The sequence below is a fragment of the Micromonospora sp. ATLC20 genome, from assembly GCF_057196585.1.
The window spans coordinates 1-13,713 of the sequence record NZ_JBXUOV010000017.1; the positions used below are offsets into that span (position 1 = coordinate 1).

The window sequence follows — 13,713 nt, forward strand, 5'->3', positions numbered from 1 at the left end:
GGTGGCCGCCGCGTACGCCTGCCCGGAGTGCGGCGGGCGGCGGCTGCGCGCCTCGGTGACCGGCGCCCGGCGGACCGCCGAGGAACTGGGCCGGGCGTTCCCCGGCGTGCCGGTGCGCACCTCCGGGCGGGAGGAGGTGCTGGCGAGCGTGCCGGGCGGAGCCGGGCTGGTGATCGCCACACCGGGCGCCGAGCCGGTCGCCGAGGGCGGCTACGGCGCGGTGCTGCTGCTGGACTCGTGGGCGCTGCTGACCCGGGCCGACCTGCGGGCCGGCGAGGAGGCGCTGCGGCGGTGGATGGCCGCCGCCGCGCTGGCCCGGCCCGGTACGGCAGGTGGCCGGGTGGTGGTGGTCGCCGACGGCGCGCTGGCCCCGGTGCAGGCGCTGCTGCGGTGGGACTCCGCCTGGTTCGCGGCCCGGGAACTGGCCGAGCGGCGGGAGCTGGGCTTCCCTCCGGCGGTACGGATGGCGAGTGTCACCGGCGTGGCCGAGGCGGTGGCCGACCTGCTCGCCGGCGCCCGGCTGCCGGGCGACGCCGAGGTGCTCGGCCCGGTGCCGGCCGACGAGGGCCGGGAGCGGATGCTGGTCCGCGTGCCCCGGTCCCGGGCCGCCGCGATGGCCGAGGCGCTGCACGCCGCCGCCGGGCAGCGCAGCGCCCGCAAGGCGGCCGACCCGGTACGGCTCCAGGTCGACCCGCTCACTCTGTTCTGATCGGACGCGTCCGCGTGACAGTGCGCACGCGGACCCTCGCGCACGGTCGTGACCTGGGGTTTGCCGCACACCTGGTCCGGCAATCGAGTAGCGGGCGGTGATAGCATCGCCCGTCATGCCCAGCCGCGCGGTTTTCCCGCGCGGGACGCGGCGCGGCGGGTGCCAGAGCACGTCGGGCCGACTCGGATTCGATGTCGTCAGTCAGCCGGTGAGCAGGGGTGGACCAGTCGTGACCGTTCGTCAGTCGATCGTCTTCAACGGTGACCTCGGCAGTGGCAAGAGCACCGTCTCGGTCGAGATCGCCAAGCGGCTCGGGCTGCGCCGGGTCAGCGTCGGCGACCTCTACCGCCAGATGGCCCAGGAGCGGCAGATGACCGCCCTCCAGCTCAACCTGCACGCCGAGCTGGACCAGGCCGTCGACGGGTACGTCGACCAGCTCCAGCGCGACATCGCCGCCTCCGGCGAGTCCCTGGTCATGGACTCCCGGCTGGCCTGGCACTTCTTCACCGACGCGCTCAAGGTGCACATGATCACCGAGCCGACCGAGGCGGCCCGGCGCGTGCTGGCCCGCCCGTCCGGCCCGGCCGAGAGCTACACCTCGCTGGAGGAGGCGCGGGCCAAGCTGCGCGAGCGCAGCGAGAGCGAGCGCGGCCGGTTCATCGTGCGGTACGGCGTCGACAAGGCCCGCCTGCGCAACTACGACCTGGTCTGCGACACCACCCGGGCCGACCCGGAGCAGGTCATCGCGCACGTCATCGACGTCTACGAGGGCCGCCTCGGCGCGGACGTGCTGCGGGCCGGCCGGCCGCTGCTGCTGCTCGACCCGAACCGGGTGTACCCCACCGAGGACGTGTCGACGCTGCGCGGCCTCTGGGACGCCGACGCCGCCGCCGGGGCGGCCGACAGCGACGGCGAGCCGGAGCCGCTGAGCATCGGTTACACCGGCGAGTACTTCTTCGTCGTCGACGGGCACCGGCGGCTCAGCGCCGCGGTGCGCGCCGGCCTGCCGATGGTCGCGGCCCGCCTGGTCGCCGAGGTGGACGAGCCGGTGGTCGGCGGGATCAGCGCCGTCGACTTCTTCACCGCGCAGGCCCGCCCGGGGCTCATCCACGACTGGGAGGACGCGCACGGCATCACGCTGCCGCTGCCGGAGCACGCGCTGCTCGGTGGCGGCCCGGTGCTAGCCGGGGAGCCGGGCGCCGGAGCCTGACCGCCGGGGGCACCGCCACCTCGCCGGTGCGGGTTCACCGATCCGGCGGGCCGGAGCATGATGAAGGCCTCCGATGCCTGGGGAGGCGGAATCGTGGATCCGACCGACGCGCTCGCGCTGCTGATGTCCCCCGAGGGTCGTCTCGACCCCTACCCGACTTACGAGCGGCTGCGCGCGCACGGCCCGGTGGTCCAGGCCGGGCCGGTCCTCTACGTGGTCACCGGCTATGCCGAGGCCGACGCGATCCTGCGCGACTCGCGCTTCGGTGTGATGGACGACGCGCTGCGCGACCAGTTCATGCCGGGCTGGCGGGAGAGCCCGGCGGTGCTGTCGATCTCCCGGTCGATGCTGCGCACCAACCCGCCCGACCACAGCCGGATGCGCCGGCTGGCCGCTGGCGCGTTCACCCCGCGCCGGATCGCCGCCATGCGCGACGTGGTGCGGGCGCAGGCCGACGAGCTGGTCGACGCGATGCTCGCCGCCGACGGGCCGGTCGACTTCATGGCCGCGTTCGCGTACCCGCTTCCGGTCGGCGTGATCTGCGCGCTGCTCGGCGTGCCGGCGGCGGACCGGCCGCTGTTCCGGCGCTGGGCCACCGACCTGACCGGTGTGCTCGAACCGGAGATCACCGCCGACGAGCTGGCGGTGGCCGACCGCGGCGCGACCGAGCTGCGGGACTACTTCACCGAGCTGGTGGCGGCCCGCCGCCGCGCCCCGGCCGACGACCTCACCACCGCGCTGGTCCAGGCCCACGACGGCGGCGACCGGCTCTCCGGCGACGAACTGCTGGCCAACCTGATCGTGCTGCTGGTGGCCGGTTTCGAGACCACCACCAACCTGCTCGGCAACGGCCTGGTGGCGCTGCTGGAGCATCCGCGCGTCGCGGCGGCGCTGCGCGACCGGCCCGACCTCGCCCCCGCCTACGTCGACGAGCTGCTGCGCTACGACTCGCCGGTGCAGCTCACCTCGCGGATGAGCACCGCGCCGTCCCGCTACGGCGACGTCGACCTGCCGCCGGAGAGCTGGGTCATCGTGCTGCTCGGCGCGGCCAACCGTGATCCCCGCCGCTATCCCGAGCCGGCCCGCTTCGACCCGTGGCGGGCGCAGATCGCGCCGCTCTCCTTCGGCGCCGGGCCGCACTACTGCCTCGGTGCGGCGCTGGCCCGGCTGGAGGCGCAGGTGGCGTTCCCGCTGCTGCTGCGCCGGCTGCCCGGGCTGGCGGTGGCGGGCCGGCCCGAGCGGCGGGTCCGGCTCACCCTGCGTGGTCACGCCACGCTGCCGGTGACCGTGGGGCGGGAGGCGGCCCCGGTCACCGTTCCCGGTACGCGACCCGGGGCGGCCGGGCCGACTCCGTAGACTGGACGCGCATCGTTCGACCCAGACAAGGAGCCACGCCGAGTGACCGTCCAGCCCATCCGTCTGTTCGGCGATCCGGTGCTGCGCACGCCGGCCGACCCGGTCGTCGACTTCGACGCCGAGCTGCGCAAGCTGATCGCCGACCTGACCGACACGATGCGCGAGCAGAGCGGCGCCGGCCTGGCCGCGCCGCAGCTCGGGGTGGGCCTGCGGGTGTTCACCTTCGACGTCGACGACGTCCTCGGCCACCTGGTCAACCCGGTGCTGGAGTTCCCCGACGAGGAGGAGCAGGACGGCCCGGAGGGCTGCCTGTCCATCCCCGGGCTCTACTTCGACACCAAGCGCCGGCAGAACGTGATCGCCAAGGGCTTCAACGGCTACGGCGACCCGCTGCAGATCGTCGGCACCGGCCTGATGGCCCGCTGCGTGCAGCACGAGACCGACCACCTCGACGGCGTGCTCTTCGTCGACCGGCTCGACCCGGCCGGCCGCAAGGAGGCGATGAAGGCGATCCGCCAGGCCGAGTGGTACGACCAGGCCGCCCCGCCGACGGTCAAGCTCAGCCCGCACGCCGCCGGCAACCCGTTCGGTCTGGGGCGGTGACCCGGATGCGCCTGGTCTTCGCCGGCACGCCGGCCGTCGCCGTACCCGCCCTGGACGCGATCGCCGCCTCCGGGCACGAGCTGCTCGCCGTGGTCACCCGCCCCGACGCCCCGGCCGGGCGCGGCCGGGGACTGGTCCGCTCGCCGGTCGGCGCGTGGGCCGACGCGCACGGCGTCGAGGTGCTCACCCCGGCCCGTCCGCGCGAGCCGGAGTTCCTCGACCGGCTGCGCGAGCTGGCGCCGGACTGCGTACCGGTGGTCGCCTACGGCGCGCTGGTGCCGCCGGTCGCGCTGGAGATCCCCCGGCACGGCTGGATCAACCTGCACTTCTCGCTGCTGCCCGCCTGGCGCGGCGCCGCGCCGGTGCAGCACGCCGTGCTGCACGGCGACGAACTGACCGGGGCCAGCGTCTTCGAGCTGGAGGCGGGGCTGGACACCGGCCCGGTCTACGGCACCGTCACCGACGAGATCCGGCCCGCCGACACCTCCGGTGACCTGCTGGAACGGCTCGCGCACTCCGGCGCCGGGCTGCTTGTCGCCGTGCTCGACGCGATCGGCGCCGGCACCGCCCGGGCCGTGCCGCAGCCGGCCGACGGCGTCTCGCTCGCCCCGAAGCTGACGGTGGAGGACGCCCGGGTCCGCTGGGGCGACCCCGCGTTCGCGGTGGACCGGCGCATCCGCGCCTGCACACCCGCGCCCGGCCCGTGGACCACGTTCCGCGACGACCGGGTCAAGCTCGGCCCGGTCACGCCGCTGCCCGACGGCCCGGAGCTGAAGCCGGGCGAGCTGCACGTGGAGAAGTCCGGTGTGCTCGTCGGCACCGCCACCACGCCGGTGCGCCTCGGCGAGGTGCGCGCCGCCGGCAAGAAGGCCATGCCCGCCGGCGACTGGGCGCGCGGCGCCCGGGTCACCGCCGGCGAGGTGTTCGCGTGACGGGGCCGCAGCGCCCGGACCGGCCCGTCGAGGGCGAGCGTCCCGGGGGGTACGCGCGTGAGCACGGCGACCGGCCCGGCGGCGAGCGCCGGGGCGACGACCGGTTCGGTGACCGTGAGCGCGGCGCCCGGCAGCGTTCCGACCGGCCCGCCGCGGACCGCCGTGCCGGCGACCGGTTCGGCGGTGACCGTGAGCGCGGCGACCGGCGGGGCGGGGACCGGCCCGGCGGCGACCGGCGTGGCGGCGACCGGTTCGGTGGGGACCGGCGGAGCGGGCGTCCGGTCCGTCCGGCAGTCGACCTGCCCCGGCAGATCGCGTACGAGGCGATCGCGGCGGTGCACCGCGACGACGCGTACGCCAACCTGGTGCTCCCGGCGATGCTGCGCGAGGCCGGGCTGACCGGCCGGGACGCCGCGTTCGCCACCGAGCTGACCTACGGCACGCTGCGGCACACCGGCACGCTGGATGCGATCGTCACCGACGCGGCCGGGCGGGACGTGCAGCGCATCGACCCGCCGGTGCGCGACGCGCTGCGGCTCGGGGCGTACCAGATCCTGCACACCCGGGTGCCCGCGCACGCCGCGGTGTCCTCCACTGTGGACCTTGTCCGGTCGGTGGGGCCGGGCGCCACCGGGTTCGCCAACGCGGTACTGCGGGAGATCACCACCCGGGACGCCGACGCCTGGGTGGGGAAGCTCGCCCCGGCGCAGGAGACCGATCCGATCGGGCACCTCGCGCTCGCGTACAGCCATCCGCAGTGGATCGTGCGGTCGTTCGCCGAGGCGCTCGGCGGCGACATGGGGGAGACGACCCGGCTGCTCATCGAGGACAACGAGCGCCCGCCGGTGCACCTGTGCGCCCGGCCGGGGCTGGCCGATCCGGTGGTGCTGGCCGACGAGGTGGGCGGCGCGCCCGGCGCGTTCTCGCCGTACGCGGTCTACCTGCCCGGCGGCGCGCCGGGTGACCTGCCGGCGGTGGCCGACGGCCGCGCGCACGTGCAGGACGAGGGTTCCCAGCTGGTGGCGGACGCGCTGGCGGTGGCGCCGCTGGACGGCCCGGACGGCCGCTGGCTGGACCTGTGCGCCGGTCCGGGTGGCAAGTCGGGCCTGCTCGGCGCGCTCGCCGCGATCCGGGGTGCCCGGCTCACCGCGGTCGAGGTGGCCGAGCACCGGGCACGACTGGTGGAGCAGGCCACCCGCGGGCTGCCGGTGACGGTGCTGCACACCGACGGACGCAGTGTGGGCAGCGACCCGAAGCTGCCGGAGGGGCACTTCGACCGGGTGCTCGTGGACGCGCCGTGCACCGGGCTGGGCGCGCTGCGCCGCCGTCCGGAGTCGCGGTGGCGCCGCCAGCCGTCGGACCTGCCGCCGCTGACCCGGTTGCAGCGGGAACTGCTGACCGCCGGGCTGCGGGCGGCCCGGCCGGGTGGCCTGGTCGCGTACGTGACCTGCTCGCCGCACGTGGTGGAGACGCACGTGACGGTGACCGAGGCGGCCCGGCGGTGCGGTTTCGGCGTCGATTTCGTCGACGCGCGGCCGCTGCTGCCGGCCGGCATGCCGGGCCTGGGTGACGGTCCCACGGTGCAGCTCTGGCCGCACCGCCACGGCACCGACGCCATGTTCCTGGCGGTCCTCCGCCGGGTCTGACCCACCCCTCTTTGCAGTCGATCAAGGAGTTCGTGTCCCCGGGGCCGCCGCGCCCCGGACACGAACTCCTTGATCGTCATGGGAGAAATGGGGAGGGATGGAGCGTGTGCGGCATCCCGGTGGGGGGAGGGGGCCGGTGGGATGTGACAGCCCGTTGACTGTGCGATCGATACATGTAACTGTTCCGATCACCGGTCCCGGCACCCCCGCCCGCCGAACCCCCACGAGGAGTCTCCATGAGACGCAGAACGCCGACCACGAGCCTCGCGCTCGCCCTCGTCGCCACCCTGACGACGGCGAGCCTGGCCGGCACCGCCTCCGCCGCGCCCGCTCCGGCCGTCGCCCCCGCCCCGGCCGCCGCCGCGCTCGCCGCGCCGGACGTCTCCCTGAGCAACATCCAGGCCCACCTCACCCAGTTCAACTCCATCGCCACCAGCAACGGCGGCAACCGGCGCGCCGGCTCGGCCGGCTACACGGCGTCGGTCAACTACGTCAAGGGCAAGCTCCAGGCCGCCGGCTACACGGTCACCGAGCAGAACTGCTCCACCTGCACCTACCCGGGCAACAACCTGATCGCCGAGTGGCCGCAGGGCCCGTCCGACCAGGTCGTCATGTTCGGCGCCCACCTGGACGGCGTCGCCGCCGGCCCCGGCATCAACGACAACGCCTCCGGCTCGTCGGTGCTGCTGGAGAACGCGCTGGTGCTGGCCGCGCAGAACCCGACCATGACCAAGCGGGTCCGGTTCGCCTGGTGGAACGGCGAGGAGCAGGGCCTGCAGGGGTCCAAGCACTACGTCAACCAGCTCAGCTCCACCCAGCGCGGCTACATCAAGGGCTACTACAACTTCGACATGGTGGGCTCGCCCAACGGCGGGTACTTCATCAACCGGATCACCTCGGCCACCGCCGCGCCGCTGAAGGCGTACTGGGACTCGTTCGGCATCTCGCCGGAGGAGAACACCGAGGGGCAGGGCCGCTCCGACGACTACTCGTTCGCCAACGCCGGCATCCAGACCTCCGGCTACGCGGCGGGCGCCAGCTACACCAAGACCTCGGCGCAGGCCAGCAAGTGGGGCGGCACCGCGGGCGCGGCGTACGACGGGTGCTACCACCGCTCCTGCGACAACACCAGCAACATCAACACGACCATCCTGAACCGGGCCGCGGACGGCGTCGCGTACGCGATCTGGCAGCTCGCGGTCGGCGGCGGCACGCCGACAAACGACTTCTCCGTCTCGGTGAGCCCCACCTCCGGCAGCGTCGCCCGGGGCGGCTCCACCACCGCCACGGTCAGCACCGCCACCACCGCCGGCAGCGCGCAGACCGTGGCGCTGTCCGCCAGTGGCGCCCCGAGCGGCGTCTCGGTGAGCTTCAGCCCGTCCTCGGTCACCTCGGGCGGCTCGGCCACCATGACCGTCACCGCCTCGTCGACGGCCACCACCGGCACGTTCACGCTCACCGTGACCGGCACCGGCTCGGCCACCCGCACCGCCGGCTACACGATCACCGTGACCGGCGGCAGCGGCGGCTGCACCGGCGGGCAGCTGATCGGCAACAGCAGCTTCGAGTCCGGCACCACGCCGTGGACGGCCAGCTCCGGCGTGATCACCAACAGCTCCAGCCAGGCGGCCCGCACCGGGTCGTACAAGGCGTGGATGAACGGGTACGGCTCCTCGCGTACCGAAACGCTGTCCCAGTCGGTCACGCTGCCGGCCGGGTGCAGCAGCTACACGTTCTCGTTCTGGCTGCACATCGACTCGGCCGAGACGACCACCTCGACCGCGTACGACAAGCTCACCGTGCAGGTCGGTTCGACCACGCTGGCCACGTACTCGAACCTGAACAAGGCCACCGGCTACACCCAGCGCACCTTCAACCTGGCCGCGTACGCCGGTCAGACGGTCACGCTGAAGTGGACCGGGGTCGAGGACTCCTCGCTGCAGACCAGCTTCGTCGTGGACGACGTGACGCTGCAGGTCGGCTGAGCGGTACCGGGCGGGGTGGGCGCCGGCCCGCCCCGCCCGGTTCTCAGTTGATCGGCAGCGCCTTGGCGCCCGCGCCCTTGACCGAGCGGGTCAGCGACCGTCCGGAGACCCACAGGAAGCACTGCACGCCCCGGTCGCCGTCGCGCCACTGCTCCTCGTACGGGTGATAGATGATGGTGCCGGCCCGGTACTGCATGTTGCCGTCGTTCGGCAGCCCGGCGTACTTGGCGATCAGGCCGCGGCAGGCCTTGTGCGCGCGCAGCGGCGTGCGGTCGAACTCCGCGTAGCTGATGTCCGGCGCCTGGTAGACGCCGACGAACTCGGCGTGGTGCTTGCTGGTGCAGGCCACCGGCCGCATCGACTGCACCTCGTCCTTGCTCAGCTTCGGGTTGAAGCAGCCGAGCGCGAGCTTCGAGCCGGGCTTCAACGCCCCCCGCAGGCTGCCGGTGCGCTGGGACACGGCGCCCTCGTCCAGATCGCCGATCTCGGCGACGTCGCAGCGGTACCAGCGGGCCCCGCCGGACCACGCGAGCGCCGACGGGAAGACCACCGCCAGGCGCAGCCGCCCGGAGCGCCAGTCCGCGCCGACGGCGCGGGTGACCTGGCGGGCGCACTCGGCGTGCGCGGCACGCATCCCCGCCGAGCCGGTACGCGGCGGCGCGGAACGCTCCGCCTCCGCGCCGGTCGTCGTGCCCACGTGCAGCGTCTCGGTGCGGTGCGGGGTGGCGCAGTCGACCGGCTGGTAGCCGCTGAGGTAGCCGACGTCGGCGACCGTGGGGTGACAGGCGCCGGACTTCGGCACGAACCCGACCGGCGCGGCGAACGCGGGCCAGTCGTCGACCAGGTCCCGGTCCACTCCGGCCGGCGCGGCACAGCCGCCGAGCGCCAGCGCCAGCGCCGCGCCCACGGTGACCGCCACCCGCCATCGCCGCATCCCGACCGACCTCCCCCGCATCCGGCGCCGTCCGGTCACCCGGTACGCCTCGGCGGTGGAGCATACGGCAGCCGATCAGGTGACCGGGAGTCCCTCGGGGCCGGCGCCGCGCACCGATCGGTTCAGCTTGCGGTCGTCACTCCACAGGAAACAGCGCACGCCCCGGTCGCCCTCCTCCCACTCCCGCTGTGACGGCGGGTAGAAGATGGACCCGGCCCGGTACGGCAGCTCGGCGTTGTCCGGCACCTCGGCGAACGCGGCGATCAGCGTCATGCAGCGCCGGTGCGTGGCGGGCGCGCCCTTTGTGAACTCCGCCCAGCTCATGTCGCGTTCCTCGTACACGCCGACGAACTCCGCGCGGTGCGGTTCGGTGCACAGCACCGGTGCCATGTAGTTGAGGTTCTGGCCGATCAGCTTCGGGTCGAAGCACCTGTGCACCAGCGGGTTGTCGCCGACGAGCGCGCCGCGCAGGCTGCCGACCCGGTTGACCGGGCGGGTGTTGTCGATGCTGTCGGTCTCGGCCAGGTCGCAGCGGAACCAGCGGGCGCCGGACGTCCAGGCGGTGACGGTGGGCAGAGCGATGTTCAGCGTCAGCCGGGCGGCCCGCCAGTCCCCGCCGATCATCTCCCGGGCCCGCTGGTCGCACTCGGCGCGCGCGGTACGCAGCGCCGGTGAGCCGGGTTCCGGGCGTACGCCCTGCGCCGCCGGCCCGGTGAACCGGCCGACGTGCACGGTCTCGGCCAGGTGGCTGCCCGCGCAGTTGACCGTCTCGTAGGTGGCGGCGGCCACCACGGTGCTCAGCCGGGGCAGGCAGGCCTCGGTCGCCGGGACGAACAGCTGCGGTACCGGCAGCGCCGCCCAGTCGTCGATCAGGTCGCCGTCGGCCCGATGCACCTGGGCGCAACCCGCGAGCACCGCAGTCGCGGCGCCGGCCAGCGCGAGCACGTGGAGCCACCGTCGCATCGTCCGCCCCTTCCGGGAGAGATGACAGCCGGTCGTCATAGGCCCGACCGGCGTCCCCCGCGCCCGGGCGTGCAGCATACGTGACCGTCCCTGTAGGAGTTTCGTCATCTTTCAATCGATCGGCCAGTCACCGGCGACTATTCGTGCCGATTTTCTCTCCGGACGGCCGGATGGTGCACCGCGGGTGACGGAAGGATCACCGCTGGTCGCTCCGGGAGCCGTGCCGCTACCTCCGGATCACCGCGTTCGTACACTGGCCCCGTGACCGTACCGCCGCTGATCGTCGCGCCCAGCATCCTGGCCGCCGATTTCGCCCGCCTCGCCGACGAGGTCCGTGCCGTGGAGCCCGCCGCCGACTGGCTGCACGTCGACGTCATGGACAACCACTTCGTACCCAACCTGACCATCGGGCTGCCGGTGGTGCAGAGCCTGCGCGCCGTCACCGGGATCCCGTTCGACGTGCACCTGATGATCGAGGACCCGCGCCGCTGGGCGCCCGGGTACGCCGACGCCGGGGCGTACAACGTCACGTTCCACGCCGAGGCGTGCGACGACCCGGTGGCGCTGGCGAAGGACCTGCGCTCGGCCGGGGCGAAGGCCGGGCTGGCGATCGACCGGGACACCCCGATCGAGCCGTACCTGGAGCTGCTGCCGAGCTTCGACACGCTGCTGATCATGACGATCAAGGCCGGCTTCGGCGGCCAGCGGTTCCTGCCGCAGCTGCTGGACAAGGTGCGCGCGGCCCGCCGGCACGTCGACAGCGGGCACCTGGAACTGCGCATCGAGGTCGACGGCGGCATCGCCGCGGACACCATCGAGCAGGCCGCCGCGGCCGGCGCCGACGCGTTCGTCGCGGGCACCGCCGTCTACGGCGCCGACGATCCCGCGGAGGCGGTGCGCCGCCTGCGGGGCCTGGCGGAACGCGCGATGACCGGGGCCTGAGATGGACCCGGCCGGCGAGCGACCCGACGTGATCCTCGTCGTCGACGACGACGAGGACATCGCCCGCTTCGTCGAGTTCAACCTGCGCCTGCACGGCTTCGAGGTGCTGCACGCCGCCGACGGCCAGGAGGCGCTGGAGGTCATCGAGCGGCAGCGGCCCGACCTCGCCGTGGTCGACCTGATGATGCCGCGCATCGACGGGCTGGAACTGACCCGGCGGCTGCGCGCAGACCCGATGACCTCGGCCCTGCCGGTGATCATGCTGACCGCCAAGGGAATGACCCAGGACAAGGTCAACGGGCTCAGCGTCGGCGCGGACGACTACCTGGTCAAGCCGTTCGACACGCTGGAACTGGTGGCCCGGGTCAACTCCACGCTGCGCCGCAACAAGGAGTTCCGGGAGGTCTCGCCGCTGACCGGGCTGCCCGGCAACAGCCGGATCCGGCGGGAGATCAGCGATCGGGTCCGCAACGGCGTCGACTACGCCGTCGGCTACATCGACATCGACCGGTTCAAGAGCGTCAACGACCGGTACGGCTTCGTGCGCGGCGACGAGTTCATCTCGGCGCTGGCCCGCAGCCTGCACCGGGCGGTGGTGTCGATCGGGATGCCGCCGGCGTTCCTCGGCCACGTCGGCGGCGACGACTTCGTCATCGTCTGCGCCCCCAGCCAGGTCCGGCCGCTGACCAGCCGGGCCGTCGTCGACTTCGAGAAGGCCGCGGACGCGCTCTACGACGCCACCGACCGGGAACGCGGCTTCGTCGAGCTGAAGGACCGGCGCGGCAACATCCGCCGCGCCGCGCTGGTGACGCTCTCCATCGGCGTGTCGCTGTCCGATTCCGGCAAACGGTTCACCGACCCGCTGGAGGCGATCGCGGTGGCCTCGGAGATGAAGACGGTGGCCAAGAGCCAGCCCGGCTCGTACGTGGCGGTGGACCGCCGGCGCGGCGTCACCTGAGGCGGTCCTGTGAGGTAGCTCGCCTCTGTGGCGCGCGCCCGGGCGGAACGTGTAAGACTTCCCGTATACCCACCACGCGCTGGCGGGGCTCGGTGAAATTCCGAACCGGCGGTGATCCACGGTCCGACCGTGGTAAGCCCGCGACCCGGACGGCTTCGGCCGGACGGTGGACCTGGTGAGAATCCGGGGCCGACGGTTGGGGTGCGGCTCGTCCGCCCCCAGAAAGTCCGGATGGGAGACAGCGCGCGGAACGGGGGAGGCCCCTGCCGGCCGCTGAGCACCCTCAGCCGCCGCGTGGGCTCCCCGGGGTCGGCGTCGCCGTCCCCGGGTTCCCGCCGCCGCGTGTCCGCGGCTTCCTGCCGCTGCTCCCGAACCGCCCGCGCGCGACCGGCGAGCGGGAGGACAGGCGGCCATGGCGAGCGTCTCCGTCGACGAGGCGATGCGTCGTGCCATCGAACTGGCCGCGCGCGGCCTCGGCACCACCAGCCCCAACCCGGTGGTCGGCTGCGTGCTGCTCGACACCGAGGGCGAGGTCGTCGGCGAGGGCTTCCACGCGTACGCCGGTGGCCCGCACGCGGAGATCGTCGCGCTGGCCCAGGCCGGCACGCGCGCCCGCGGCGGCACCGCTGTGGTCACCCTGGAACCCTGTGACCACACCGGCCGCACCGGCCCGTGCAGCCACGCCCTGATCGCCGCCGGGGTGTCCCGCGTGGTGATCGCCGTGCCCGATCCCAACCCGGTCGCCTCCGGCGGCGCCGCCACGCTGCGCGCCGCCGGGGTCCAGGTCGCTCTCGGGGTACGCGCGCAGGAGGCCGAGGCCGGCAACGTGGCCTGGCTCACCTCGATGCGCCGCGGCTGGCCGTACGTGATCTGGAAGTACGCGGCCACGCTCGACGGGCGTTCCGCCGCCGCCGACGGCACCAGCATGTGGATCACCTCCGAGGCGGCCCGGATCGACGTGCACGCGCTGCGCGGCACCGTCGACGCGGTGCTCGCCGGCGTGGGCACCGTGCTCACCGACGACCCCCGGCTGACCGCGCGCAACCTGCGCGACGGCACCCTGGCCATCCGGCAGCCGCTGCGGGTGGTGGTGGACAGCTCGGGGCGTACCCCGGCCGACGCCCGGGTCCGCGACGGCGCCGCCCGCACCTGGGTGGCGACCGCCGCTGAGGTCGGCGCCGGGCCGGACGGCCGGGTCGACCTGGCGGCGCTGCTGGCGGAGCTGCACCACCGCGGCGTGCGGGCCGCGCTGCTGGAGGGCGGGCCGACGCTGGCCGGCGCGTTCCTCGCCGCCGGCCTGATCGACAAGATCGTCGGGTACGTGGCGCCGAAGCTGCTCGGCGCCGGCCCGACCGCGCTGCTCGACGCCGGCGTGAGCACCATCGCCGACGCCATCGATCTGGAGATCACCGACGTTACGCGGGTCGGTCCCGACCTGCGGATCACCGCGCTGCCCCGGAAGAGGGAGGGCTGAC

General features: G+C 74.1%; 11 protein-coding genes, 1 pseudogene and 1 riboswitch. Of the genes and pseudogenes, 10 read left to right on the plus strand and 2 right to left on the minus strand.

Features of this window, described 5'->3' with window-relative positions; all coding sequences use genetic code 11:
- From AC2CHG_RS06200 to AC2CHG_RS06230, 7 genes and pseudogenes are all read left to right on the plus strand, one after another.
- Positions 1-709, plus strand: a pseudogene (locus AC2CHG_RS06200) (primosome assembly protein PriA); the annotation flags it as partial.
- A 229-nt stretch (positions 710-938) separates the two neighbouring features.
- On the plus strand, positions 939-1,919 hold the full coding sequence (locus AC2CHG_RS06205) for an AAA family ATPase (protein WP_366619374.1): 981 nt from the start codon (positions 939-941) through the stop codon (positions 1,917-1,919).
- Between the two features lie 93 nt (positions 1,920-2,012).
- A complete protein-coding gene (locus AC2CHG_RS06210; RefSeq protein ID WP_484524343.1) occupies positions 2,013-3,275 on the plus strand; it encodes a cytochrome P450 in 1,263 nt (420 codons plus the stop codon).
- Positions 3,276-3,317: 42 nt separating this feature from the next.
- Positions 3,318-3,878, plus strand: a complete 561-nt coding sequence (gene def / locus AC2CHG_RS06215; RefSeq protein ID WP_043324943.1) for a peptide deformylase — start codon at positions 3,318-3,320, stop codon at positions 3,876-3,878.
- 5 nt (positions 3,879-3,883) lie between these two features.
- Positions 3,884-4,810: a methionyl-tRNA formyltransferase gene (fmt, locus tag AC2CHG_RS06220; RefSeq protein ID WP_194802937.1), complete on the plus strand. Its 927-nt coding sequence runs from the start codon at positions 3,884-3,886 to the stop codon at positions 4,808-4,810.
- A complete protein-coding gene (locus AC2CHG_RS06225) occupies positions 4,807-6,456 on the plus strand; it encodes an RsmB/NOP family class I SAM-dependent RNA methyltransferase (protein WP_484524344.1) in 1,650 nt (549 codons plus the stop codon). The genes fmt and AC2CHG_RS06225 overlap by 4 nt, the downstream gene beginning before the upstream one ends.
- Before the next feature lie 236 nt (positions 6,457-6,692).
- Complete coding sequence (locus tag AC2CHG_RS06230; RefSeq protein WP_484524345.1) at positions 6,693-8,441, plus strand: M28 family metallopeptidase; 1,749 nt, start codon at positions 6,693-6,695, stop codon at positions 8,439-8,441.
- Positions 8,442-8,484: 43 nt separating this feature from the next.
- Here the strand turns inward: AC2CHG_RS06230 and AC2CHG_RS06235 are convergent, their stop codons facing one another.
- Positions 8,485-9,375, minus strand: coding sequence for a septum formation family protein (locus AC2CHG_RS06235; RefSeq protein ID WP_484524346.1), 891 nt, complete (start codon positions 9,373-9,375; stop codon positions 8,485-8,487).
- Between the two features lie 75 nt (positions 9,376-9,450).
- Positions 9,451-10,338 (minus strand): septum formation family protein, encoded by an 888-nt coding sequence (locus tag AC2CHG_RS06240; RefSeq protein WP_262015709.1) that lies wholly within the window; start codon positions 10,336-10,338, stop codon positions 9,451-9,453.
- 261 nt (positions 10,339-10,599) lie between these two features.
- On the opposite strand from AC2CHG_RS06240, the gene rpe reads away from it, so the two are divergent.
- The 3 genes from rpe (at position 10,600) to ribD (ending at position 13,712) form a co-directional block, all read left to right on the plus strand.
- Positions 10,600-11,280 carry a ribulose-phosphate 3-epimerase gene (gene rpe / locus AC2CHG_RS06245; RefSeq protein WP_402808475.1) on the plus strand — a complete coding sequence of 227 codons (681 nt, stop codon included), beginning with the start codon at positions 10,600-10,602 and terminating at the stop codon, positions 11,278-11,280.
- A gap of 1 nt (position 11,281) precedes the next feature.
- Positions 11,282-12,238 carry a GGDEF domain-containing response regulator gene (locus AC2CHG_RS06250; protein WP_194802855.1) on the plus strand — a complete coding sequence of 319 codons (957 nt, stop codon included), beginning with the start codon at positions 11,282-11,284 and terminating at the stop codon, positions 12,236-12,238.
- Between the two features lie 74 nt (positions 12,239-12,312).
- A riboswitch (FMN riboswitch) is annotated at positions 12,313-12,485 on the plus strand.
- Between the two features lie 165 nt (positions 12,486-12,650).
- Positions 12,651-13,712, plus strand: coding sequence for a bifunctional diaminohydroxyphosphoribosylaminopyrimidine deaminase/5-amino-6-(5-phosphoribosylamino)uracil reductase RibD (gene ribD / locus AC2CHG_RS06255; protein ID WP_135239441.1), 1,062 nt, complete (start codon positions 12,651-12,653; stop codon positions 13,710-13,712).
- Position 13,713 lies beyond the last annotated feature (1 nt).

What these genes read in the sequence shown, in the direction of transcription:
- ribD (WP_135239441.1), top strand. Translation starts at nt 12,651, where the DNA reads ATGGCGAGCGTCTCCGTCGACGAGGCGATGCGTCGTGCCATCGAACTG.
- AC2CHG_RS06235 (WP_484524346.1), bottom strand. Translation starts at nt 9,375, where the DNA reads ATGCGGCGATGGCGGGTGGCGGTCACCGTGGGCGCGGCGCTGGCGCTG.
- AC2CHG_RS06240 (WP_262015709.1), bottom strand. Translation starts at nt 10,338, where the DNA reads ATGCGACGGTGGCTCCACGTGCTCGCGCTGGCCGGCGCCGCGACTGCG.
- fmt (WP_194802937.1), top strand. Translation starts at nt 3,884, where the DNA reads ATGCGCCTGGTCTTCGCCGGCACGCCGGCCGTCGCCGTACCCGCCCTG.
- AC2CHG_RS06230 (WP_484524345.1), top strand. Translation starts at nt 6,693, where the DNA reads ATGAGACGCAGAACGCCGACCACGAGCCTCGCGCTCGCCCTCGTCGCC.
- AC2CHG_RS06250 (WP_194802855.1), top strand. Translation starts at nt 11,282, where the DNA reads ATGGACCCGGCCGGCGAGCGACCCGACGTGATCCTCGTCGTCGACGAC.